This is a genomic window from Cellulomonas sp. KH9, assembly GCF_900114185.1.
Classification (GTDB): Bacteria; Actinomycetota; Actinomycetes; order Actinomycetales; family Cellulomonadaceae; genus Cellulomonas.
Genome location: NZ_FOSE01000003.1, coordinates 295,686 through 319,064 on the forward strand (window position 1 = coordinate 295,686; position 23,379 = coordinate 319,064).

Here is a 23,379-nt window from a genome sequence, read left to right on the forward strand (position 1 = left end):
CTGCGGGTCCCCGCGGGCTGCGGCAGGATGGGAACCATGACCTACACCCTCGTGCTGCTCCGCCACGGCGAGAGCGAGTGGAACGCCAAGAACCTGTTCACCGGTTGGGTGGACGTGCCCCTGTCGGAGAAGGGCGTCGAGGAGGCCAAGCGCGGCGGCACGCTGCTGACCGACGCGGGCGTGCTCCCGGACGTCGTGCACACGTCGCTGCTGCGCCGCGCGATCACCACCGCGAACTACGCGCTCGACGTCGCCGACCGCCTGTGGATCCCCGTCAAGCGCTCGTGGCGCCTCAACGAGCGTCACTACGGCGCGCTGCAGGGCAAGAACAAGAAGGAGACGCTCGAGCAGTACGGCGAGGAGCAGTTCATGCTCTGGCGTCGCTCGTACGACGTCCCGCCGCCGGAGATCGAGCTGGGCTCCGAGTACTCGCAGGACGCGGACCCGCGCTACGCGGGCGAGCCGATCCCCCGCACGGAGGCGCTCGCGCAGGTCCTCGAGCGCGCGCTGCCGTACTGGGACGCGGAGATCGTGCCCGACCTCAAGGCCGGCAAGACCGTCCTCGTCGCCGCGCACGGCAACTCGATCCGCTCGATCGTCAAGTACCTCGACGACGTCGACGAGCAGACCATCGCCGGCATCAACATCCCCACGGGCATCCCGCTGCTCTACGAGCTGGACGAGGAGACGCTGAAGCCCGTCACCAAGGGCGGCACGTACCTCGACCCCGAGGCCGCCAAGGCCGCCATCGCGGCCGTCGCCAACCAGGGTCGCTGACCCCACCGGCACGACGAGAGGCGCCCGCCCCCTCCCCGGGACGGGCGCCTCTCGCGTGTGCGGGACCGGGTCCCGCGCTCGTGGGTGCGGTCAGGCGCCGCGCACCGCGGCCGGGTCCAGCGCGTCCGCCACGTCACCGGTGACGAGGTAGACCATGCGCCGTGCCACGGACACGCCGTGGTCCCCGAACCGCTCGTAATACCGCCCGAGCAGCGTGACGTCCACGGTCTCCTGCGCCGAGCGGCTCCACGGGCCGGACAGCATCGCCGTGAACGTGCCGGCGTGCAGCTCGTCGAGCAGGTCGTCGTCCTGCTGGATGGACTCCGCCAGCGCCATGTCCCGGGTGCCGAGCAGCGTGGTCACGCGGCGCGCGACGCGCACGGCGGCGTCCTGCATCTGCGTGAACGTCTCCGCGAGGTCCGACGGCACGGCGACGACCGGGTAGCGGGCGCGCGCCACCTGGGCGACGTGGCGGGCCAGGTCGCCCATGCGCTCCAGCGACGCGCTCATCCGCAGGGCCGAGACGACGACCCGCAGGTCCGTGGCCACGGGCTGCTGCTGCGCGAGCAGCCGCACGCACCGCTCGTCGAGGTCGCGCTCCAGCGCGTCGATCGCAAGGTCGTCCGCGATGACGGACTCGGCGAGCCGGAGGTCGGCGGTGAGCAGCGCGACACCCGCGTTGCTGATGGCCTGCTCGACCCGGCCGCTCATGGTGACCAGGTCCTGACCGAGCTGGGTGAGCTCGGCCTCGAAGATGTCCCGCATGTGCTCCCTCTTCTCGGGCGGTGTGGCGGCCCACACGCTCGCACGCGCCGGTGAACGACCGACACCCGCCAGGTGAACGGGCGGCGGCGGTTCGGCGTCCGGGCGCGACGGCGTCGTCGCCGGTGCGTCCACCCGGCCTAGTGTGGCGGTCGTGGACTGGATCGTGGAAGGTGGCCCGCTGCTCGTCGGCGTCGTCGGTGTGCTGGTGGGCGCTGTGGCCGTCGCGGCGTTCCGGTGGAGCGAGCGCGAGCAGCGCACGGTGCCGCCGCAGCCCGAGCCCGAGCTCGAGGACGGGCTGGTGCGGACCCTGGCGGTGCTGCGCTCGGCGGCGGTCGTCCTCGACGCCGATGACCGTGTGGTGCGGGCCAGCCCGCCGGCGCACGCGCTGGGCCTGGTGCGCGAGGGTCGCCTGGTGCACGCGGCCATGCGGGACATGGTGGGTGCGGTGCGTCGCGACGGCGTCATCCGCGACGAGGAGCTCGACGTGCCCCGCGGGCCCGTCGGCCCGGCGCGGCTGCTGCTGCAGGTGCGCGTCGCGCAGGTGACCCCCGAGCACGTGCTGCTGCTCGCGGAGGACCTCACCCAGGCGCGCCGGCTCGAGGCGATCCGCCGGGACTTCGTCGTCAACGTGTCGCACGAGCTCAAGACGCCCGTCGGCGCGCTGTCGCTGCTGGCCGAGACGGTGCAGGACGCCGCCGACGACCCCGAGGCGGTCCGCCGCTTCAGCGGCCGGATGCAGGCCGAGGCGGCGCGGCTGTCGGCGCTGGTGCACGAGATCATCGAGCTGTCGCGGCTGCAGGTGGCCGGTGCGCTGGAGGACGTCACCACGGTCGCGGTCGACGACGTGGTGGCCGAGGCGGTCGACCGCACGCGCACCGTCGCCGACGCCAAGCTCGTGCGCGTGGTGGCCGGCGGGGACCGCGACGTGACCGTGTACGGCGACCGCAACCTCCTGGTGACGGCCGTGCGCAACCTGCTGGACAACGCCGTCACGTACTCGCCGGGGGGTGCCCGGGTCAGCGTCGGCGTGCGCCGCGACGGCGACCTCGTGGAGATCGCGGTGGTCGACGAGGGCATCGGCATCGCCGCCGACGACCAGGACCGGGTGTTCGAGCGGTTCTACCGGGTGGACCCCGCGCGCTCGCGGGACACCGGCGGCACCGGGCTGGGCCTGTCGATCGTCAAGCACGTGGCCGCGGACCACGGGGGTGACGTGTCGGTGTGGTCGCAGCCCGGTCGGGGCTCGACGTTCACGCTGCGCCTGCCCGTGGCCGACGCCCGGGGCCTGCCCGTCGCGGGCTCCGGCGGGCCGCCGCTCACGGACCCCGCCGCCCCCGACGTGCCCGCACCCCCGGCCACCGACCCGCCCCCGTCGCCCGCCCCGCCCGACGCCCCGAGGAGCACCCCGTGACCCGCATCCTGCTCGTGGAGGACGAGGAGTCCTACCGCGACCCGCTGTCCTACCAGCTGGGGCGGGAGGGCTACGACGTCGTCACCGCGGCCACCGGCCCCGAGGCCCTGGAGCGCTTCGCCGAGCACGGCGCCGACCTCGTGCTGCTGGACCTCATGCTCCCCGGCCTGCCGGGCACCGAGGTCTGCCGGCGGCTGCGTCTGGAGTCCGACGTGCCCGTCATCATGCTCACCGCGAAGGACGACGAGATCGACAAGGTCGTCGGCCTGGAGCTCGGCGCCGACGACTACGTCACCAAGCCGTACTCGTCGCGCGAGCTGCTGGCGCGGATCCGGGCGGTGCTGCGGCGGCGCGAGCCGGTGGTCCGGGCCACCGCCGACGACGCCGTCGACGACGGTGTGCTGGAGCTCGGCGGGGTCCGGATGGACGTCGACCGGCACACGGTGCACGTCGACGGTGAGCTCGTCCCGTTCCCGCTCAAGGAGTTCGAGCTGCTGGAGATGCTCCTGCGCAACGCCGGCCGGGTGCTGACCCGCGGGCAGCTCATCGACCGGGTCTGGGGCTCCGACTACGTCGGCGACACCAAGACGCTCGACGTCCACGTCAAGCGCATCCGCGCGAAGATCGAGGCGGACCCGTCCAACCCCGTGCTCCTGACGACCGTGCGCGGGCTGGGCTACAAGCTGTCGGACGGCACCCCGGAGTGACGCACGCCGCACCGGCGCGGCCCGGCGCGGCCCCGGCGGCCCGCGGCGTCGCGTCTGGTCGACCAGCGTTCACCCGGGGTTCACCCGGGGCCGCCGGTGCGGTCACCTGCGGTCCCTACCGTCGGCGTCGGCCGCGCACCGACCGGTGCGCGCGGACCGACAGGACGGGACACAGTGAAGCTCACTCCCCACAGCCGTAGCGGTGCGTTGGTTCTCGCGGGGACGGCGCTCGCGCTGACGCTCGCCGCGTGCAGCTCCGGCTCCTCCGCGGACGGCGGCGACGCGTCCGCAGAAGGTCTCAGCGGCTCGCTGGCCGCCGCGGGTGCCTCCTCGCAGGAGAAGGCGGTCGCCGGCTGGATCGCCGGCTTCAACGACACGTACCCCGACGTGGCCGTCAGCTACGACGCCGTCGGGTCGGGCGGCGGGCGTGAGCAGTTCCTCGCCGGGGCCGTCCAGCTCGCGGGTTCCGACGCCGCCCTGAAGGACGACGAGCTCGCGGCGGCGTCCGAGCGCTGCGAGGGGGGCGAGGCCCTGGAGCTGCCGCTGTACATCAGCCCCATCGCGGTCGTCTACAACCTGCCCGACCTCGACACCGAGCACCTGCAGCTGTCGGCGGCGACGCTCGCCAAGATCTTCAACCGCGACATCACCACGTGGGACGACCCGGCGATCGCCGCCGAGAACCCCGGCGTCACGCTGCCGTCGACCGGCATCATCCCGGTCAACCGCTCGGACGAGTCCGGCACCACGGAGAACTTCACCGAGTACCTCGAGGCGGCGTCGGACGGCGCCTGGCCCCACGAGGCCTCGGGCGACTGGCCGCTGTCCGGTGGGCAGTCCGGCCAGGGCACGCAGGGCGTCATCGACACGGTCTCCGGTGCGACGGGGGCCATCGGCTACGCCGACGCCTCGCGCGCCGGCGACCTGGGCACCGTCGCGCTGAAGGTCGGCGACGCGTACGTGCCGTTCTCGGCGGAGGCCGCCGCGAAGGTCGTCGACGCGTCGCCGCGCGCGCAGGACGCGACGGACAAGCGCCTGGTCGTCGAGCTGGACCGCACGACCACCGAGGCGGGCGCCTACCCCCTGGTCCTGGTCTCGTACTCCATCGCGTGCTCCACGTACGCGGACGAGGCGGACGCCGCCAAGGTCAAGGCGTACCTGACCTACGTCGCCAGCGAGGCGGGCCAGGAGCGGGCGGCCGACCCGAGCGTCGCCGGGGCCGCCCCGATCTCGGACGAGCTGCGTACCGAGGTCCAGGCGGCGATCGACTCGATCACCGGCGCCTGACGCACCACGCACCACCGCACGACCCGCACCTCCCCGAGGACCGCACAGCCGTCCCGGACCGGGCACCACGCCCGGTCCGGGACGGGCCGCGCGGTGCTCCCACCCTCCCCGACCGACGGAGCAGCCGTGGCTGTGACCACCACCCCACCCCCGCGCGACGCCGCACCGCCGACGCGCGCCGACGCGGCCGAGGCCGTGCGCGCGGCGTCCACCGGACGGCTCGCCGGCCGCGTCTTCGCCGGCCTGTCCACCGGCGCGGGCATCCTCATCCTCGTGACGCTGGCGGCCGTCGCCGTCTTCCTGGTCGCCCGGGCGTGGCCGGCGCTCACCGCGTCCCGCGAGGAGCTCGACGCGATCTCCTGGTTCTCCGGCGGCTCCGTCCTGGAGTACGTCGGGCCGCTCGTCTTCGGCACGCTGCTGGCGTCGCTGCTGGCGCTGGCGATGGCCGTGCCCGTGTCGGTCGGCATCGCGCTGTTCATCTCGCACTACGCGCCGCGCCGGCTGGCCCAGGGCCTGGGCTACCTCATCGACCTGCTCGCCGCGATCCCGTCGGTCGTCTACGGCCTGTGGGGTGCGCTGTGGCTCATCGGGCGGCTCGACCCGGTGTTCACGTGGCTGTCGACGAACCTCGGGTTCATCCCGTTCTTCGCGGACTACCAGGCGCCGGCGAAGAACATCATGTCGGCGTCGGTCGTGCTGGCGGTCATGATCCTGCCGATCATCACCGCGGTGTCGCGCGAGGTCTTCCTGCAGACGCCCCGCCTGCACGAGGAGGCGTCGCTCGCGCTGGGCGCCACCCGGTGGGAGATGGTGCGCCAGGCGGTGCTGCCGTTCGGGCGCTCGGGCGTCATCAGCGCCTCGATGCTCGGCCTGGGCCGCGCGCTGGGCGAGACGATGGCCGTGCTCATGGTCATCTCGCCCGGGTTCCTGTTCTCGTTCTTCCTGCTCAAGCCGGGCCAGCAGCAGACCATCGCCGCGAACATCGCCTCGAAGTTCCCCGAGGCCAGCGGGCTGAGCGTCAGCGTCCTGGTCGCCACGGGCCTGGCGCTGTTCGTCATCACCTTCGTCGTCAACTTCGTCGCGCGCTGGATCATCGCGCGCCGCGCCGAGTTCTCGGGAGCCAACTGATGACCGCCGACGCGCCCACCGCCCCCGCGGGCCTGCTCACCGGGGACGCGCACCGTCGGCTGCCGCGGTGGAGCACCTGGGCGTTCGCCGGCGGGTCGCTCGCCGTGTCGCTCGTCGTGCTCCTCGCGACGGGCTCGGCGTCCACCCCGGGCGTCGTCGTCCTCGGTGCCGTGCTGTTCGTGCTCGTCTCGAGCATCACCTCGCGCGTCGTCGAGGGTCCCCGCCGTGCCGCCGACCGGCTGGCCACCACGCTGGTGACCGGGGCGTTCCTGCTCGCGCTCGTGCCGCTGGTCTCGCTGGTCCTGCTGGTGGTGACGCGCGGGTCCGACGCGTTCGGCTGGGAGTTCCTCACCACCGACATGGTCGGCGTCTTCGGGGAGATGACGTCCGGCGGCATCCGCCACGCGCTCATCGGGACGCTGCTGGTGACGGCCGCGGCGGCCGCCATCTCGGTGCCGGTCGGCCTGCTCACGGCCGTCTACCTGGTGGAGTACGGGCGCGGCCCGCTCGCGCGCGGCATCACGTTCCTCGTCGACGTCATGACCGGCATCCCGTCGATCGTCGCGGGCCTGTTCGCGTTCGCGCTGTTCACGCTGATCATGGGCCCGGCGTACCGCTCGGGGGTCATGGGTGCCGTCGCGCTCGCGCTGCTCATGACGCCCGTCGTCATCCGCTCCGTCGAGGAGATGCTGCGCCTGGTGCCGCACGAGCTGCGCGAGGCGTCGTACGCGCTGGGCGTGCCCAAGTGGCTGACGATCATCAAGGTCGTGCTGCGCACCGCCGCCGCCGGCATCGTCACGGGCATCATGCTCGCGGTCGCCCGCGTCATCGGCGAGACGGCGCCCCTGCTCCTCACGGTCGGCCTGATCACGCAGACCAACACCGACCTCTTCGACGGGCGCATGGCGACGCTGCCCGTCTTCGCGTACCGCCAGTACGAGCAGGGCGGCACCGGCATCGACCGCGCGTGGGCCGCGGCGCTCACGCTGATCCTCGTCGTCATGCTCCTCAACCTCGTGGCCCGGCTCGTCAGCCGCTGGTTCGCCCCCCGGGGCGCCCGCTGACGCGGGCCCACCGACTCCTCAGGAAGGACCCACCATGTCCAAGCGGATCGACGTCTCGGACCTCGACGTCTACTACGGCGACTTCCTCGCCGTCGCGGGCGTCACCATGACCATCGAGGCGCGGCAGGCCACGGCGCTCATCGGCCCGTCGGGGTGCGGCAAGTCGACGTTCCTACGGACCCTCAACCGCATGCACGAGGTCATCCCCGGTGCGCGCGTGCAGGGCAAGGCGCTCATGGACGGGCAGGACCTGTACGCCCCCGACGTCGACCCGGTGACCGTGCGCCGGCTCGTCGGCATGGTGTTCCAGCGCCCCAACCCGTTCCCGACGATGTCCATCGCGGACAACGTGCTGGCCGGTGTGCGCCTCAACAACCGCCGCATGTCCAAGAGCGACCAGCAGGACCTGGTGGAGAGCTCGCTGCGTGGCGCCAACCTCTGGAACGAGGTGAAGGACCGCCTGGCGCGCCCCGGCTCGAGCCTGTCCGGCGGGCAGCAGCAGCGCCTGTGCATCGCGCGGGCGATCGCCGTGCGTCCGCAGGTGCTGCTCATGGACGAGCCGTGCTCGGCCCTCGACCCGATCTCGACGCTCGCCATCGAGGACCTCATCGCCGAGCTGAAGTCCGAGTACACGATCGTCATCGTCACGCACAACATGCAGCAGGCCGCGCGGGTGTCCGACCGCACCGGCTTCTTCAACATCGAGGGCACCGGCAAGCCGGGTCGCCTGATCGAGATGGACGACACCGCGACGATGTTCTCCTCGCCGCGCGAGCAGGCGACCGAGGACTACATCTCGGGCCGCTTCGGCTGACCGGCGCGCCGGTCGGTGCGGCGGCCGCGGAGGGGGCGGCCGCGCAGCGACGCACGCCCCGGGACGCACGAGGGGCCGACCACCTCGCGGTGGTCGGCCCCTCGTGGTGCGTCGTGCTCAGCCCTGGTTCTCCTCGACGATCTCCTCGGGCTGCGGCTCCGAGGCGTCCTGCGTCGTCGCGGGGCTGGGCGTCGCGCCCGGCAGCAGCGCCGCGTACTCGGGCAGGGCGCCGTCGAGCACGGGGATCATCAGCTCGACGGTGCCGCCGGTGGTGGTCGTGATGCTCAGGGGGATCAGGCCGCCGGGGCGGGCGGCGACCGCGGCCACCGGCACGTCGACCGCGGTGTAGCGCGCGGGTGCGTCCGCGGTGCCGATCAGCACGGTGCCGCCCGCGGGCACGTCCAGGCTCGTGGGCTCCTCGTCGCCCACCTGCAGCGTGACCTCCTGCGCGTCGCCCGAGTCGTTGGCGACGGCTCCGGTGAGCACGCCGGGCCCGTCCAGCTCGGCCGCGACGACCAGCATGTTGAGCACGCGCACGTCGTCGAGCGTCGTGCCGGCGCCGTCGGACGCCTCGTACTCCCCGATGGTGGTGATCGGGTTGGTCGCGGAGCAGCCGGTCAGGACGAGCGCTGCGGCGGCCACCAGGCCGGCGGCGGCGGTCCGGGCGGTGCGGGTGCGGAGGCGGGTCACGAGGGCTCCTGCTCGGGTCTCGCGCGCGGAGGCGGCGGGTGCGGGTGGGGCGGGCCGGGCCACGTGCCGGTGCCGGGGCGCCGGTCGCACGCTGGACGAGCCGCAGGTCAGCCTACCGTCGGCGGGCACCCGGAGCCGCGGGGCGAGGTGCGCGGCGGGCTGCCGGGCGCGCGCGTGCCGGGCGGCCGACGTGACGGACGACGTGCCCGCGGGCGCGCGCGGGTGGTGCGCTGGTCGCACCGCGGCGCGGTGCGCGCCCTGCGCGCGGGGGCCGCGGTGCGGCGTCCGGCGCCCGTCGCGACCCCGGCGGGCGCCGCTGACCAGCGGCGTGACCGGTGGCCGAGCAGCACGCTGACCAGCGCGGACATGTTCCGGTGACCGGAATGCGCAGGGGTGGGACGTGATACCATACACGTCTGCGAAAGGGGACACCGACAGATGACTTTCACTGTTGGGGAGACCGTCGTCTACCCGCACCACGGTGCAGCCAAGATCGAAGAGATCAAGAGCCGGACCATCCGTGGCGAGGAGAAGATCTACCTCAAGCTGAAGGTCGCTCACGGCGACCTGACGATCGAGGTTCCGGCGGAGAACGTCGATCTCGTGGGTGTCCGCGACGTCGTCGGCCAGGAAGGGCTCGACCGGGTGTTCGAGGTGCTGCGCGCCCCGTACACCGAGGAGCCGACCAACTGGTCGCGGCGCTACAAGGCCAACCTCGAGAAGCTGCAGTCGGGCGACGTCATCAAGGTGGCGGAGGTCGTGCGCGACCTGTCGCGCCGTGACGCCGACCGCGGCCTGTCCGCCGGCGAGAAGCGCATGCTCGCCAAGGCCCGTCAGATCCTCGTCTCGGAGCTCGCCCTGGCCGAGAAGACCGAGGAGGACAAGGCCGAGGCCATCCTCGACGAGGTCCTCGCCTCCTGAACGGCCCGCACGACGGCCCGGGTGCCCCGCACCCGGGCCGTTTGCTGTGTCGCGTTGTGCCGGGGCCGCACCGGCGAGGCACGATGCCCCCATGACCATCGCCGCCGTCCTGACCGCCGCGGGCAGCGGCTCGCGCCTGGGTCACGAGCTTCCCAAGGCCGTGGTCCCCGTGGCCGGGGTGCCGCTCGTGGTGCACGCCGCCCGCGCGCTGCTGGCCGCCCGCACCGCCGACGGCTCGTCCGTGACCCAGCTGGTCGTCACGGCGCCGTCCGCCCACCTCGACGCCGTCGCCGCGCTGGTCGGCGAGGTGGTGGACGAGGCCGCCGCGGACGTCCGGCTCGACGTGGTCGGCGGCGGGCGCACGCGGCAGGAGTCGGTCGCCGCGGGGCTCGCGGAGCTCGCGGACGACGTGGACGTCGTGCTGGTGCACGACGCGGCACGGCCGTTCGCACCCCCGGCCCTCGTCGCGCGGGTCGTGGAGGCGGTGCGCTCCGGTCACGACGCCGTGGTGCCGGGGCTGCCCGTGGTCGACACGGTCAAGCGGGTCGGGGCCGGCGACGGCACCGGCCGGCCCGTGCTCGAGACCGTGCCGCGCGGCGACCTCGTCGCGGTGCAGACCCCGCAGGGCTTCGCCCGCGACGTCCTGGAGCGGGCGCACGCCGTCGGGTCCGGCCGCGGCGCGGACGAGGCGACGGCGGCGTCCGACGACGCAGGGCTGGTCGAGGCCACCGGCGTGCGGGTGTGGGTGGTGCCCGGCGACGAGCGCGCCGCCAAGGTGACGACGGCCCGCGACCTGATGGTCGCGCAGGCCCTGACGACGGGAGCCCCGGCGTGAACCTGCGCACCGGCATCGGCATCGACGTGCACGCCTACGACCCCGACCCCGCGCCCGACGCGGTGCTGCACCTCGCGGGCCTGGAGTGGCCGGGGGAGCGGCCGCTCGCCGGGCACTCCGACGCGGACGTCGCCGCCCACGCGGCGGCCGACGCGCTGCTGTCCGCCGCGGGCCTCGGCGACCTCGGGCAGCAGTTCGGCACCGCGGACCCGCGATGGGCCGGCGCGTCGGGGGCGGCGCTGCTCGCGGAGGCCGCGCGCCGCGTCCGGGCCGCCGGCTTCACCATCGGCAACGTCGCCGTGCAGGTGGTGGGCAACCGGCCCAAGCTCGGCCCGCGCCGCATCGAGGCGCAGGCCGTGCTGTCGATGGCCTGCGGGGCGACCGTCACGGTGGCGGCGACGACCACGGACGGGCTCGGGCTGACGGGGCGGGGCGAGGGCGTCGCGGCGATCGCCACGGCCCTCGTGACGAGCGACGCCGGCTAGCGGCGCGCGGCGTGGGCAGGTCGCTCACGATGTGGGAACGCCACCACCCGCTCGGGTGAACTCGTCCGGGTGACCGCGGTGGTGGTGCCCACCGGGCTGGACGTCCGTCGCCAACCGGACGAATCGCCGGTACCGTCCTTCCACGTGACGGTCCCACCGACAGACAGTGAGCGCGTTCCCGCGCTCGGCGCGCCCCCGGCGGCGGGCCCGGTCGGCCTGCCCCGACGACCCGCCACACTGCCCGTCCGGCAGCGCAACCGCGTGTCGCTCGACACGCTGGAGGCCACGTTCGCGGGCCTGCAGCAGATCGACGACACCGCCCGCCCTGCGACGCCCCGCACACCCCCGCCCGACCTGTGGCCGCCCGTGACGGGCGCGCAGTCCCGCGTCACCGGGTGAGCAGGACCAGCTTCCCGCCGGCGTGACCCTCGCGGCTGCGCCGGTGCGCGGCCTCCGCCTCCTCCAGCGGGTACGTGCCGGTGACCTGCACGTCGAGGGTCCCGTCCGCGGCCAGGGCGGCGAGCTGCGGGCGCGCCGCCTGGCGGACCGCCGTGCCCGGCTCGGCCCCGGGCCCGTACCCCAGGGCCCGTACCCCGAGCCGCACGCCCCGCTCCAGCGCCACGATCGTCGCGACGCGGGAGCGGTCGGCGACGAGCTCGACGGACGTGTCGAGCGCCTCGGTCGTGCCGACCGTGTCGATCGCGACGGTGAGCGGTCCGTCACCCGCGAGGAGGTCGCGGACCCGGTCGGCCAGGCCCGGCCCGTAGGTGACCGGCTCCGCGCCCAGCCGTCGCAGGCAGTCGTGCCACCGCGGTGACGCCGTGGCGAGCACGCGGGCGCCCCGCAGCACCGAGAGCTGCACCGCCATGCGCCCGACCCCGCCGGCCGCCCCGTGCACCAGCACCACGTCGCCGTCGTCCACCGCGGTGGCCTCCACGGCGTGCACGGCCGTCACGCCCGCGGCCAGCAGCCCGGCCGCGCGGACCGTGTCCAGCCCGTCCGGCCGGCGCACCAGCACGTCCTGCGGCGCCGTGACCACGTCCGCGTAGCCGCCCGTGACCGGTGAGGCCACGACCTCGTCGCCGGGGGAGTACCAGCGCACACCCGGGCCGACGGCCTCCACGACGCCGGCCACCTCGAGCCCCAGGCGGACCGGCGCCGTGGCGCCGGACCCCGGCGCGTACGACTTCCAGTCCCACGGGTTGACGCCTGCCGCGTGCACGCGGACGCGCACCTCGCCCGGCCCGGGTGGTGGGACGTCCTCCTCGACCACCCGCAGCACCTCGGGCCCGCCCAGCGCGCTCGCCACGACTGCCCGTCCCTGGTCCGCCACCCGCTCAGCCTTCCGGGCGACGGCGCGTCTGACCAGACCCGCCGGGTAGCCCGTTCGCCTGAACGTCCGGCCTGACGGCCCGGACGTCAGGGCAGCGGGCCCAGGACCCGGTCCACGTAGTCGTTGCGGAACGTGCCCGTGGGGTCGACCCGGGCCCGGACGCGGTTGGCGTCGGCGAGCCGGGGGTAGAGCGCGGCGAGCCGATCGTGGTCCAGGCCGTGCAGCTTGCCCCAGTGGGGCCGGCCGTCGACCTCGGCGACGATCCGCTCGACGGCGTCGAAGTACCGGCGGTGCGGCATGCGGTGGTACTGGTGCACGGCGACGTACCCGGTCGCGCGGCCGTGCGCGGTGGACAGCCACAGGTCGTCCGCGGCGGCGAAGCGCACCTCGAGGGGGAACGGCACCGGCTCGCGCGTGCTGCGCAGCCAGCGGTCGACCGCGCGGAGCACGTCGGGGACGTGCTCGCGGGGCACGGCGTACTCCATCTCGCGGAACCGGACACGGCGCCGCGCGACGAAGACGTCGGCCGACGCGCCGGTGTACGTGCGTCCGGCCAGCGCGCGTCCCGCCACGGCGTTGAGCGGCGGGACGGCCGGTGGGTAGGCCGCCGCGATCCGGTTGGTCACGGCGAAGACGCCGTTGGACAGGACCTCGTCGTCGACGAGGTGCCGCAGCGGTGGCAGCGGCCGGTCCGCCTCGTCGTCGTCCAGGCGGTTGTTGCACTTGGTGAGGGCGCGGTCGGTGTGCGGGAACCAGAAGAACTCGAAGTGGTCGTTGGCGTCGACCAGGTCGTCCATCCGGGTGAGCACGTCCGCGAGGGGCATCGGTGCCTCGCGGGCGCGCAGGCGGAAGGCGGGGACGACCTCGAGCGTCACCGCGGCGAGCACGCCCGCGGTGCCCAGACCGAGACGGGCCAGCTCGAAGAGCTCCGGGTCGTGCGCCGGGGACGCGTCGACCACGTCGCCGGCCGCGGTGACCAGGCGGCAGCCGACGACCTGGGTGGCGAGCCCGCCGAGGCGTACGCCCGTGCCGTGCGTGCCGGTGCTGATCGCCCCCGCGACGGTCTGGCGGTCGATGTCGCCCAGGTTGCGCATCGCCAGGCCACGCGCCGCGAGGGCGGCGTTGAGGTCGGCGAGGCGGGTGCCGGCCCCGACCGTGACCTGCGTGAGGCCGTCCGGGCGGGGTTCGACCCGTTCGACGCCGGCCAGCGCGTCGAGGTGGACCTGCACGCCGTCGGTCACGGCGGCCCCGGTGAACGAGTGCCCGGAGCCCACTGCGCGCAGCCGCCGGCCGGCGGCCGTCGCGGCGGTCACCTCCTGGACGAGCGCCCCCAGGTCGCGGGGGCGGGCCACGCGCAGCGGCGTCCCGGACTGTGTCCGCGCCCAGTTGCGCCACGTCGGGCCGCCGGCCCTCACGGGCCCACGTGCTCCCATCACAGCAGAATCGGCTGGGCGTCCGTCCAAGTCAAGTGCGCGAAATCCTTGACTATCGTCACGACTACCGATGAGATGAACCACGAGAGGCGTCGACGGCTGCCGGGGGGGTGTGCTCGTCCGACGTCCACGAGGAGGAGCAATGAGCCGTCTGCCGGTCGCCGAGCGTCGTGAGCAGCTCATCGAGGCAGCACTGAACGTGGCGAGCAGGGAGGGCATCGACGGTGCGACGGTCCGCGCCGTCGCCGCCGAGGCGGGTGTCTCCCTGGGTGTCGTGCACTACTGCTTCCGTGACAAGGACGAGCTGCTGCGTGCGATGGCGCACACGATCACGGAACGTAACCTCGGACGCGGGATGGCCGAGATGCCGGCCACCGCGCCCGCGCGCGACCTCATCATGGGTGTGCTCGACGGGCTGTGGGCCAACATCCGCGCCACCCGAGGGCCGCAGCTGCTGACGTACGAGCTGACGACGACGTCGCTGCGTCATCCCGAGCTCCAGCAGGTCGGCATCGACCAGTACGTCGTCAGCTGGGCCGCGGCCGAGCAGTTCCTCGAGGACATCGAGCGGGCCGCCGGTGTCACGTGGCGCGTGCCGCGGCACATCGTCGCCCGCTCCATCATCGCGACGATCGACGGGTTCTCGCTCGCGTGGCTCGTCGACGGGGACGCGGACGCCGGCTACCAGGGTCTGCGGCTCTTCGCCGAGCACCTGGTGACGCTGGCCGTGCCGCTGGACGAGGCCGCCCTGCTGGGCGACCTGACCGTGGCGGACCAGGCCCCGCAGGAGCGGACCGCGGAGGTGCGTTCGATCGCGCCGCCCGTCGCCCCGGCCGGGGTGACCGCCCTGGCATGACCGCACCGACCGCGGCGCGCGGCGCCGGCACCAGCGCCGGCGCGGCGTCGTCCACGGGTGCGGTGACACGCACGCTGGGGGAGCGGCTCGACACGGCGACCGCCGGCCTGTCCGCACCGCTCGTCGTGGTGGACCTCGATGCTCTCGAGGCCAATGCGACGGACGTGGTGCGGCGGGCCGGCGGCACGCCCGTGCGCGTCGCCAGCAAGTCCGTGCGGGTGCGTCACGTGCTCGAGCAGGTGCTGGCGCGCCCCGGGTTCGCCGGGGTCATGGCGTACGCGGCCTCGGAGGCGCGCTGGCTCGCCGGTCACGGCGTGCGCGACGTCCTGCTCGGGTACCCGACCGTCGACGCGGCCGCGGTGGACGCCGTCGCCGCGGACCCGCAGGCCGCCGACGCGGTGACCTTCATGGTCGACGACACGGTCCAGGCCGACCTGCTGGCCGCTGCCGCCCGCCGTCACGGCCGCCGGCTGCGGGTCTGCCTGGACGTGGACGCGTCGCTGCGGCTGGGACGCGGCCCGCTGACAGTGCACGTCGGCGTGCGCCGCTCACCGGTGCGCACGCCCGCCGACGCGGCGGCGCTGGCCCGCGCGGTCGAACGCCGCGGGTGCCTCGACGTCCGCGGCGTCATGCTCTACGAGGCGCAGATCGCCGGGTTGCCGGACACGTCCGCCGGCGTGCGGCTGCTCAAGGCCGTGTCGGCGCGCGAGCTGGCCCGCCGCCGGGCCGACGTCGTGGCCGCCGTGACCGAGGCGACGGGACGTCCGACCGACCTCGTCAACTCCGGGGGGACGGGCTCGCTCGAGGTCAGCGCGGCCGCACCGGGTGTCACGGAGGTGACCGCGGGGTCGGGCCTGTTCGCGCCCACGCTGTTCGACGGGTACCGCGCCTTCACGCCGCGGCCCGCCGCCTACATCGGTCTCGACGTGGTGCGCCTGCCGGCCGACGGGTGGGCCACGGTGTTCGGGGGCGGCTACGTCGCGTCCGGGCCGCCGGGGCCGGGTCGCCTGCCCCGGCCCGTGCAGCCGGCAGGGCTGCGGCTCGAGGCACGCGAGGGCGCCGGTGAGGTCCAGACGCCGCTGCGCGTCCCCGCCCGCGCGGACCTGCGCATCGGTGACCGCGTGTGGTTCCGTCACGCCAAGGCCGGCGAGGTCATGGAGCGCTTCTCCGAGGTGCACCTGGTGCGCGGTGACCGCGTCGAGGAGACCGTCCCCACCTACCGCGGCGAGGGCGTCTGCGCAGGCTGAGCGCCGCGCCCCACCGTGCCGGTCGGGCGCGGGCAGCCCGCCCCGGTAACCTGGGGCGGTGAACCTGCGGCTGTACGACAGCGGCACCCAGGCGGTGCGCGACTTCGTCCCCCTCGTCGAGGGTCGGGTCGGCATCTACCTGTGCGGTGCCACCGTGCAGGCGCCGCCGCACATCGGCCACGTCCGCTCCGCGGTGGCGTTCGACGTGCTGGTCCGCTGGCTGCGCCGCAAGGGCGTGCGCGTCACGCTGGTCCGCAACGTCACCGACATCGACGACAAGATCCTGGCCAAGGCCGCCGCCGCCGGCAGCGAGTGGTGGGCCTGGGCGCTGACCAACGAGCGGGCGTTCACGGCGGCCTACGACGCGCTGGGCGTGCTGCCGCCGGACTACGAGCCCCGGGCGACCGGGCACGTGCCGGCGATGCTCGACCTCATGGACCGGCTCGTCGCGCGCGGCCACGCCTACGCCGCCGGCTCCGGCGACGTGTACTTCGACGTGCGCTCCTGGTCCGAGTACGGCTCGTTGACCAACCAGCGCGTCGACGACATGACCGACGTCCCCGAGGACGCGGGCACCGGCAAGCGCGACCCGCACGACTTCGCGCTGTGGAAGGCCCCGAAGGAGGGGGAGCCCGCGACCGCGTCGTGGGACACCCCCTACGGGCGGGGTCGGCCCGGCTGGCACCTCGAGTGCTCGGCCATGGCGCACCGGTACCTGGGCGAGTCGTTCGACATCCACGGCGGCGGTCTCGACCTGCGCTTCCCGCACCACGAGAACGAGCAGGCGCAGTCGCGCGCCGCGGGCTACGGGTTCGCGCGGTACTGGCTGCACAACGGCTGGGTGACGCAGGGCGGCGCCAAGATGAGCAAGTCGCTCGGCAACGGGCTGCTCGTGACGACGGTGCTGGAGAAGGCCCCGGCGGCCGTCGTCCGCTACGCGCTCACCGCGGTGCAGTACCGGTCGATGCTCGAGTGGACCGACGACACCCTGGCCGAGGCCGAGGCGACGTGGGACCGGCTCGCCGGGTTCGTGCAGCGGGCCGCGGAGCGTGTGGGGCCTGCGTCGGACCACGAGGTGGCGCACGTCGACCTGCCCGCGGCCTTCGCCGCCGCGCTGGACGACGACCTCAACGTGCCCGCCGCGCTCGCGGCCGTGCACGAGACGCTGCGCGCGGGCAACAGCGCGCTCGCAGCGGGTGACGACGCCGCCGCGCGCGCCGCGATGGTGGCGCTGCGCGGCATGCTCGACGTGCTCGGCCTCGACCCCGGCTCCCCCCAGTGGAGCACGGCGGCCGGTGACGGGCGCACCGCGCGGGCTCTCGACGCGCTGGTGCGCGCCGAGCTCGACGCGCGCGCGGCGGCACGTGCCGCCCGCGACTGGACCACCGCCGACGCGATCCGCGACCGGCTGACCACTGCGGGAGTCGTCGTCGAGGACTCCCCGACGGGTGCGCGCTGGACGCTCGCCGCGCCCGCGACCCACACCACGGAGGACTGATGGCCGGCAACTCCCAGCGCCGAGGCGCGACCCGCAAGCCGGGGAGCAAGAAGGGCGCCCGCGTCGGCACCGGCGGGCACAGCCGCCGCGCGCTCGAGGGCAAGGGGCCCACGCCCAAGGCGGAGGACCGCCCGTACCACGTCGCGCACAAGCGCAAGGTCGCGGCCGAGAAGGGCACGGGCGCGTCCGGCGCGTCGGGCCGCCCGTCGGCGCGCGCCGCCCGCGGGGCGTCCGGCTCCCGCGGGGGCCGCACCTCCTCGACGCACGAGATCGTCTCCGGCCGCAACTCCGTGGTCGAGGCGCTGCGTGCCGGGATCCCGGTGGCGACCGTCTACCTGGCGTCGCGCCTGGAGGCCGACGACCGCACGCGCGAGATCATCTCGACCGCCGCGGACGCGGGCTACCCGCTGCTCGAGGTGGGCCGTGCCGAGCTCGACCGGCTGACGGACGGCAGCGTCCACCAGGGTGTCGCGATCCAGGTGCCGCCGTACGAGTACCTCGAGCCCGACGACCTGCTGGACACCGCCGAGGCGTCGGGCACGGCTCCGCTCGTCGTCGCGCTCGACGGCATCACGGACCCCCGCAACCTGGGTGCGGTGCTGCGGTCCGCGGGGGCGTTCGGCGCGCACGGCGTGCTGGTCCCCGAGCGGCGTGCCGCCGGTGTCACGGCCTCCGCCTGGAAGGTCTCGGCCGGTGCGGCCGCCCGCGTGCCCGTGGCGCGCGCGACCAACCTCACCCGTGCGCTGCAGGACTACCGCCGTGCCGGCGTGTTCGTCGTCGGTCTCGACGCGGGCGGCGACGTGCCGCTCGGTGAGCTGCCGTTCGCGGCGGACCCGCTGGTGCTGGTCGTGGGCTCCGAGGGCAAGGGGCTGTCCCGGCTCGTGCGCGAGCAGTGCGACGCGATCGTCTCGATCCCCATCGCGTCGGCCGTCGAGTCGCTCAACGCGGGCGTGGCCGCCGGCATCGCGCTGTACGAGGTCGCGCGCCAGCGCGCCGTCTGACGGCAGCGGCGCCCGCAGGGATCCCTGCGGGCACCGCCGCTCGGCGGGCGCCGCCGCACCGGGGCTCCCGGCGCGTCAGCCGATCATCTGGTCGAGGTCGACGTCGTCCTCGCCACCGTCGCCGTCGCGCAGGTCCTCCGCGCGGGTGCCGAGCACGGCCTGCTCGTCGGGGCGGGTCGGGAGGATGTCCCGCACGTAGCCGGCGGCGACCTCGGGCATGGGCACGTCGCGGTGCTGCTGCTGCGACAGGAACCAGCGGTGGTCGAGCAGCTCGTGGTAGATCTGCGCGGGCTCGAGCTTGCCGCGCAGCTCGCGCGGGACGCTGCGCACGGCGGGCTCGAAGACGTCGGTGAGCCAGTCGTGCGCCACGAACGCCTCGTCGTCGGCCTGCCGGTCGGTGGCGGCGCGGAACTCGTCGAGGTCGTTCAGCAGGCGGCGGGCCTGGTTCTCCTGGACGTCCAGCCCCGTGAGCCGCATGAGGCGACGCGAGTGGTGCCCGGCGTCGACGACCTTGGGCTGGATCCGCACGGACGTGCCGTCGAGGTCGGTGGTGATGTCGAGCTCGCCGACGTCGAACCCCAGGTCGTTGAGGCGGTCGATGCGGGCCTGCACCCGCCACCGCTCACCGAACCCGAACGACTCGGTCTCGGTCAGCGCCCGCCACAGCTCCTCGTACCGCACGACCAGCGCCTCGCCGATGGCGACGGCGTCCTCGGCCTCGTCGAGGAACTCACCGGCCTGCAGGTCCATGAGCTCACCGATGATGTTGACGCGCGCGACCTCGAGGTCGTACCCGCGCTGACCGGGGGTGAGGCGGTCGTGCAGGTCGCCGGTCTCGGCGTCGACGAGGTAGGCGGCGAACGTCTCGGCGTCGCGCCGGAACAGCGTGTTCGACAGCGAGACGTCGCCCCAGTAGAAGCCCGCGAGGTGCAGGCGGACCAGCAGGACCGCGAGGGCGTCGATGAGGCGCGTCGCGGTGTCCGGCCGCAGCGCCTGGCTGAACAGCGCGCGGTAGGGCAGCGAGAACTGCAGGTGCTGCGTGATGAGCACCGCCTCGAGCGGCTCGCCGTCGGGGGCGCGCCGACCGGTGATGACACCGACCGGCTCCACGCTGGGGACGTCGAGCTTGCGCAGCTGGCGCAGCAGCTCGTACTCCCGGTACGCGACCGTCTCGCCGATCTCCTTGATCGCGACGACCCGCCCGGACATGCGGGCGAACCGCACGACGTGCCGGGAGATGCCGCGGGGCAGGGCCGCGAGGGTCTCCGCCGGCCACTCCTCCAGCGGCACGTGCCACGGCAGGTCCAGCAGCGCCGGATCGGGGTTGGCTGCCGTGATCTGCAGACGCTGTGCCGTACCGCTCATGGCCGGATCCTCTCAGGTGCAGCCGACATCCGACGAACCCCGGACGCGCGGGAGGCGGGCCCGGACGTGCCGGACCCGCCTCGTCGCGCTGTGCAGGACGTCAGGCGATGCGCTCGCCGGAGCCCGCGTGGAACAGGTGCTGCTCGTTGGGGCGGATGCGCACGTAGATGGTGCCGCCCTTCGGCGGGACCTGGCGGGGGTCGACGCGCACGATGATCTGCGCGTCGCCGGCGCCGGAGTGCACCTGGCTGGCCTGGCCGAAGTCGTTGGTCAGCGAGCCGTAGACGAACGCGTCCGAGCCGAGCTCCTCGACGATGTTGACCTCGACCGGGAACGAGTCCGGCGTGCCCTGCGGCACGACGTCGAGCGACTCGGGGCGGAAGCCGACCGTGACGTGGCCCTTGTCGTCGTCCGTCAGGCGCGTGATGACGTCGCGGGGGAGCGCCAGACGGGACTGGCCGACCGACGCGGCGCCCTCGAGCACCGGGAAGGTGCCGATGTTCATGGCCGGCGAGCCGATGAAGCCGGCGACGAACACGTTGGCCGGGGTGTCGTACATGTCACGCGGCGTGCCGACCTGCTGCAGGATGCCGTCCTTGAGGACCGCGATGCGGTCACCCATGGTCAGGGCCTCGGTCTGGTCGTGCGTGACGTAGACCGTGGTGACGCCGAGGCGGCGCTGCAGCGACGCGATCTGCGTACGCGTCTGGACGCGGAGCTTGGCGTCGAGGTTCGACAGCGGCTCGTCCATGAGGAACACCTGGGGCTGACGCACGATGGCGCGGCCCATGGCGACGCGCTGACGCTGGCCACCGGAGAGGGCCTTCGGCTTGCGGTCCAGGTACTGGGTGAGGTCGAGGATCTTGGCAGCCTCCTCGACGCGCTGACGGATCTCCGCCTTCGGCGTGCCGGCGATCTTGAGCGCGAAGCCCATGTTGTCGGCGACCGTCATGTGCGGGTACAGCGCGTAGTTCTGGAAGACCATCGCGATGTCGCGGTCCTTGGGCTGCACGTCGGTGACGTCGCGGTCACCGATGAGGATGCGCCCGGCGTTGACGTCCTCGAGACCCGCGAGCATACGCAGGGAGGTCGACTTGCCACAGCCCGAGGGGCCGACGAGGACGAGGAACTCGCCGTCCTCGATGTGGAGGTTGAGCGCGTCCACCGCGGGGCGCTCGGTCCCCGGGTAGATCCGGGTCGCGTGGTCGAACGTGACCGTAGCCATGGTTCAGTCCCTTCACCGGCAGGTACGTGCCGGACGATCCGTCGTGAAGAGTGTCAACGCAGCACCGCGGGGACGCGGCGCTGCTGAGCCCTTGTGTCTCCGCTGACACGGAACGAGGGGGGTCCGATCGGGCCTCCCTCGGTCGCGGCCAGTATGGCACAAGGAGCTGTCCGGTCCCGACACTCCCGTCGCCCGTCCGGCTCAGGTCCCGTCGGCCTCGTCCAGCGCCCGGAGCAGCGCCTCGAGCGCCGCCACGGCGGCCGCGGGGTCGGCCACGCGGTGGCGCGCCACCGTCGGTCCGGCACCGACCTTGACCGTGACGTCCGTCGGGTCGAGCGCCTCGAACGCGTGCTCGTCGGTGACGTCGTCGCCGGCGTACAGCACGACGGGTGCCCCGAGCTCGTGGCGCAGGGACTGCAGCGCCGTGCCCTTGTCGGCCGCCAGGACGGTCAGCTCGACGACGTCCTTGCCGTGCAGCGTCCCGACCCCGAGCTCGGTGCCCAGGGCGATGGCCTCCGCCTCGGCCGGCTCCGCGTCGACCGGCTCGGCGAGCCGGGTGTGCACCACGACGGCGGTCGGCTTGGTCTCCACCCAGACGCCGTCGCGCCCGCGGGCGACCGCCGCGGCGCGCGCCCCCAGCGCGGAGAGCAGGTCGGCCTGCTCGTGGCTGAGCTCCACCACGTCGCGGTCCAGGCCGAACTGCGTGGTCCGGGCGCGCTCGACACCGTGGCTGCCCACCAGGAACGTGCCGGCGGGGACCTCGGCCAGCAGGTGCAGGTCGCCCATCGCCCGGCCGGAGACCAGCGCGAGCGCGACGTCGTCCCGGGCCGCGAGGGCGGCGAGCACCGTGACGCCCCCGGGCAGGATGCGCGACGCGGTCGGGTCGTCCTGCAGGGGTGCCAGGGTGCCGTCGAAGTCCAGCGCGACGAGCAGCGGGCGCGCGGCGGGGTCGCCCGCCACCGCCGCGAGCCGGTCGAGCAGGTCGGTCGGGACGCCGCCGCTCATGCGTCGTCCCGCACGGGGACGGCGGTCAGGGTCGCGAGGAACTGCTCGGACCACGCGGCGACGTCGTGCGTCAGCACCCGGCGCCGCAGCCGGCGCATGCGCTTGCGGGACTCGCGCGGGTCCATGTGCACGGCGTACGTGATCGCGTCCTTCATGCCGTCGATGTCGTGCGGGTTGACCAGCACCGCCCCGACCAGCTCGTCCGCGGCGCCCGTGAACTCGCTGAGCACCAGCGCCCCGCGCTCGTCGGACCGCGCGGCGACGTACTCCTTGGCGACCAGGTTCATGCCGTCGCGCAGCGCCGTGACGAGCATGACGTCCGCGGCCAGGTACAGGGCGGCCATCTCCTCCATCGGGAACGACTGGTGCAGGTACTGCACGGGGGCGTGGCCGACCTGACCGTGGTCGCCGTTGATGCGTCCCACCAGCAGCTCGACGTCGTCACGCAGCTGCTGGTACGCGCCGACGTTCTCCCGGCTCGGGCTCGCCACCTGCACCAGGGTCGTGGAGGTCGCCGACAGCCGGCCGTCCTCCAGCAGCTCGCCGTACGCCTTGATGCGGTGCCGGATGCCCTTGGTGTAGTCGAGGCGGTCGACGCCGAGCAGCAGGTGCTCGGGGTCGCCCAGCTCTCTGCGGATCTCCTTCGCGCGCCGCTGCACCGCCTCGGTGCGCGCGAGCTGGTCGAACGCGTGCGAGTCGATGGAGATCGGGAACGCGGCGGCGCGGACGTGGCGCTGGTCGGGCGTGCCCTCGTCGACCGTGATCATCTGCCCCCGCGTCGTCAGGTCCGTCAGCCGCCGCACGATCCGCACGAAGTTGGCGGCGTCGCCACCGCGCTGGAAGCCGATGAGGTCCGCACCGAGCAGCCCCTCGACGACCTGCTTGCGCCACGGCAGCTGCGCGAAGATCTCCAGCGGGGGGAACGGGATGTGGTGGAAGTACCCGATGCGCAGGTCCGGGCGCAGCGCCCGCAGGTACGCCGGCACCAGCTGCAGCTGGTAGTCGTGCACCCACACCGTCGCGCCGTGCGCCGCGTTGGCCGCGGCGGCCTGCGCGAACCGCTCGTTCACGCGCCGGTAGGCGTCCCACCACTGCCGGTGGAACTGCGGGGGTGCGATGACGTCGTGGTACAGCGGCCACAGCGTGTCGTTGGCGAAGCCCTCGTAGTACCGCTCGACGTCGGTCTCCGTGAGCATCACCGGCACGAGCTCGGTGCCGTCCACCTCGAACGGCTCGAGCTCGAGCCCCGGGGACCCGCCCCACCCGACCCAGGCCCCGCTGGTCCGGGACATGACGGGGGCGAGCGCGGTGACGAGCCCGCCGGGCGACCGGGTCCAGCTCGGCTCGCCCTCCTCGTCCAGGGTCACGTCGACGGGCAGGCGGTTCGCGACGACGACCAGCTCCTGGCCGTCGCGCGGTGCTTCGATGGGCACCAGATCAACTCCTTGCAGGGTCTCGCCGAACGACCCTAGTCGTCCCAGGGGTGACACGCTCGGGGTGGGGCCCCACCGTCTCGCCCGCCGACCGGCTAG

At 74.2% G+C, this 23,379-nt stretch carries 23 protein-coding genes; 15 read left to right on the forward strand and 8 right to left on the reverse strand.

The features are described 5' to 3' along the window. The first annotated feature begins 36 nt into the window (after positions 1–36). Positions 37–777, forward strand: a complete 741-nt coding sequence (locus BMZ16_RS11245) for a phosphoglyceromutase (RefSeq protein ID WP_089800483.1) — start codon at positions 37–39, stop codon at positions 775–777. A 90-nt stretch (positions 778–867) separates the two neighbouring features. On the opposite strand, the gene phoU is transcribed toward BMZ16_RS11245, so the two are convergent. After that, positions 868–1,542 (reverse strand): phosphate signaling complex protein PhoU, encoded by a 675-nt coding sequence (phoU, locus tag BMZ16_RS11250; RefSeq protein WP_089801064.1) that lies wholly within the window; start codon positions 1,540–1,542, stop codon positions 868–870. Positions 1,543–1,693: 151 nt separating this feature from the next. On the opposite strand from phoU, the gene BMZ16_RS11255 reads away from it, so the two are divergent. From BMZ16_RS11255 to pstB, 6 genes are all read left to right on the forward strand, one after another. Beyond that, a complete protein-coding gene (locus BMZ16_RS11255; RefSeq protein WP_177199669.1) occupies positions 1,694–2,953 on the forward strand; it encodes a sensor histidine kinase in 1,260 nt (419 codons plus the stop codon). After that, complete coding sequence (locus BMZ16_RS11260) at positions 2,950–3,660, forward strand: response regulator transcription factor (RefSeq protein WP_089800487.1); 711 nt, start codon at positions 2,950–2,952, stop codon at positions 3,658–3,660. The genes BMZ16_RS11255 and BMZ16_RS11260 overlap by 4 nt, the downstream gene beginning before the upstream one ends. Positions 3,661–3,834: 174 nt before the next feature. Beyond that, positions 3,835–4,947, forward strand: a complete 1,113-nt coding sequence (gene pstS / locus BMZ16_RS11265; protein ID WP_089800489.1) for a phosphate ABC transporter substrate-binding protein PstS — start codon at positions 3,835–3,837, stop codon at positions 4,945–4,947. A gap of 126 nt (positions 4,948–5,073) precedes the next feature. Continuing rightward, positions 5,074–6,075 (forward strand): phosphate ABC transporter permease subunit PstC, encoded by a 1,002-nt coding sequence (pstC, locus tag BMZ16_RS11270; protein WP_089800491.1) that lies wholly within the window; start codon positions 5,074–5,076, stop codon positions 6,073–6,075. Further along, a complete protein-coding gene (gene pstA, locus BMZ16_RS11275; RefSeq protein ID WP_089800493.1) occupies positions 6,075–7,139 on the forward strand; it encodes a phosphate ABC transporter permease PstA in 1,065 nt (354 codons plus the stop codon). Before pstC ends, pstA begins: the two co-directional genes overlap by 1 nt. Positions 7,140–7,173: 34 nt before the next feature. Next, positions 7,174–7,953: a phosphate ABC transporter ATP-binding protein PstB gene (gene pstB / locus BMZ16_RS11280; RefSeq protein ID WP_089800495.1), complete on the forward strand. Its 780-nt coding sequence runs from the start codon at positions 7,174–7,176 to the stop codon at positions 7,951–7,953. 117 nt (positions 7,954–8,070) lie between these two features. On the opposite strand, the gene BMZ16_RS11285 is transcribed toward pstB, so the two are convergent. After that, positions 8,071–8,643 (reverse strand): hypothetical protein, encoded by a 573-nt coding sequence (locus tag BMZ16_RS11285; RefSeq protein ID WP_089800497.1) that lies wholly within the window; start codon positions 8,641–8,643, stop codon positions 8,071–8,073. 438 nt (positions 8,644–9,081) lie between these two features. On the opposite strand from BMZ16_RS11285, the gene BMZ16_RS11290 reads away from it, so the two are divergent. From BMZ16_RS11290 to BMZ16_RS19285, 4 genes are all read left to right on the forward strand, one after another. Next, positions 9,082–9,564, forward strand: coding sequence for a CarD family transcriptional regulator (locus tag BMZ16_RS11290; RefSeq protein WP_046530074.1), 483 nt, complete (start codon positions 9,082–9,084; stop codon positions 9,562–9,564). A 91-nt stretch (positions 9,565–9,655) separates the two neighbouring features. Further along, positions 9,656–10,399 (forward strand): 2-C-methyl-D-erythritol 4-phosphate cytidylyltransferase, encoded by a 744-nt coding sequence (gene ispD / locus BMZ16_RS11295; RefSeq protein WP_089800499.1) that lies wholly within the window; start codon positions 9,656–9,658, stop codon positions 10,397–10,399. Continuing rightward, positions 10,396–10,884, forward strand: coding sequence for a 2-C-methyl-D-erythritol 2,4-cyclodiphosphate synthase (gene ispF, locus BMZ16_RS11300; RefSeq protein WP_089800501.1), 489 nt, complete (start codon positions 10,396–10,398; stop codon positions 10,882–10,884). Before ispD ends, ispF begins: the two co-directional genes overlap by 4 nt. 261 nt (positions 10,885–11,145) lie before the next feature. Beyond that, positions 11,146–11,283, forward strand: coding sequence for a hypothetical protein (locus tag BMZ16_RS19285; protein ID WP_177199670.1), 138 nt, complete (start codon positions 11,146–11,148; stop codon positions 11,281–11,283). On the opposite strand, the gene BMZ16_RS11305 is transcribed toward BMZ16_RS19285, so the two are convergent. Beyond that, the gene (locus BMZ16_RS11305) at positions 11,273–12,193 is read right to left on the reverse strand and encodes a quinone oxidoreductase family protein (RefSeq protein WP_177199671.1); all 921 of its coding nucleotides are present in this window, start codon (positions 12,191–12,193) and stop codon (positions 11,273–11,275) included. The two genes, BMZ16_RS19285 and BMZ16_RS11305, sit on opposite strands and share 11 nt — an antisense overlap. Positions 12,194–12,303: 110 nt before the next feature. Beyond that, positions 12,304–13,650: a D-arabinono-1,4-lactone oxidase gene (locus tag BMZ16_RS11310; RefSeq protein ID WP_089800504.1), complete on the reverse strand. Its 1,347-nt coding sequence runs from the start codon at positions 13,648–13,650 to the stop codon at positions 12,304–12,306. A gap of 142 nt (positions 13,651–13,792) precedes the next feature. Here BMZ16_RS11310 and BMZ16_RS11315 point away from each other — a divergent pair, with 142 nt between their 5' ends. The 4 genes from BMZ16_RS11315 to rlmB are packed head-to-tail and all read left to right on the forward strand — an operon-like array spanning position 13,793 to position 18,252. Next, positions 13,793–14,506: a TetR/AcrR family transcriptional regulator gene (locus BMZ16_RS11315; RefSeq protein ID WP_089800506.1), complete on the forward strand. Its 714-nt coding sequence runs from the start codon at positions 13,793–13,795 to the stop codon at positions 14,504–14,506. Continuing rightward, positions 14,503–15,753 (forward strand): alanine racemase, encoded by a 1,251-nt coding sequence (locus BMZ16_RS11320; RefSeq protein ID WP_177199672.1) that lies wholly within the window; start codon positions 14,503–14,505, stop codon positions 15,751–15,753. Before BMZ16_RS11315 ends, BMZ16_RS11320 begins: the two co-directional genes overlap by 4 nt. 58 nt (positions 15,754–15,811) lie before the next feature. After that, a complete protein-coding gene (cysS, locus tag BMZ16_RS11325; RefSeq protein ID WP_089800508.1) occupies positions 15,812–17,251 on the forward strand; it encodes a cysteine--tRNA ligase in 1,440 nt (479 codons plus the stop codon). After that, a complete protein-coding gene (gene rlmB / locus BMZ16_RS11330; protein WP_089800510.1) occupies positions 17,251–18,252 on the forward strand; it encodes a 23S rRNA (guanosine(2251)-2'-O)-methyltransferase RlmB in 1,002 nt (333 codons plus the stop codon). Before cysS ends, rlmB begins: the two co-directional genes overlap by 1 nt. Positions 18,253–18,327: 75 nt before the next feature. On the opposite strand, the gene BMZ16_RS11335 is transcribed toward rlmB, so the two are convergent. The 4 genes from BMZ16_RS11335 to BMZ16_RS11350 form a co-directional block, all read right to left on the reverse strand. Continuing rightward, positions 18,328–19,617, reverse strand: coding sequence for a DUF4032 domain-containing protein (locus tag BMZ16_RS11335; RefSeq protein ID WP_089800512.1), 1,290 nt, complete (start codon positions 19,615–19,617; stop codon positions 18,328–18,330). A 100-nt stretch (positions 19,618–19,717) separates the two neighbouring features. Then, positions 19,718–20,842, reverse strand: coding sequence for an ABC transporter ATP-binding protein (locus BMZ16_RS11340; protein ID WP_089800513.1), 1,125 nt, complete (start codon positions 20,840–20,842; stop codon positions 19,718–19,720). A 201-nt stretch (positions 20,843–21,043) separates the two neighbouring features. After that, complete coding sequence (gene otsB / locus BMZ16_RS11345) at positions 21,044–21,847, reverse strand: trehalose-phosphatase (protein ID WP_089800515.1); 804 nt, start codon at positions 21,845–21,847, stop codon at positions 21,044–21,046. Next, positions 21,844–23,280, reverse strand: coding sequence for an alpha,alpha-trehalose-phosphate synthase (UDP-forming) (locus BMZ16_RS11350; protein WP_089800517.1), 1,437 nt, complete (start codon positions 23,278–23,280; stop codon positions 21,844–21,846). The genes otsB and BMZ16_RS11350 overlap by 4 nt, the downstream gene beginning before the upstream one ends. Between the last annotated feature and the right edge of the window lie 99 nt (positions 23,281–23,379).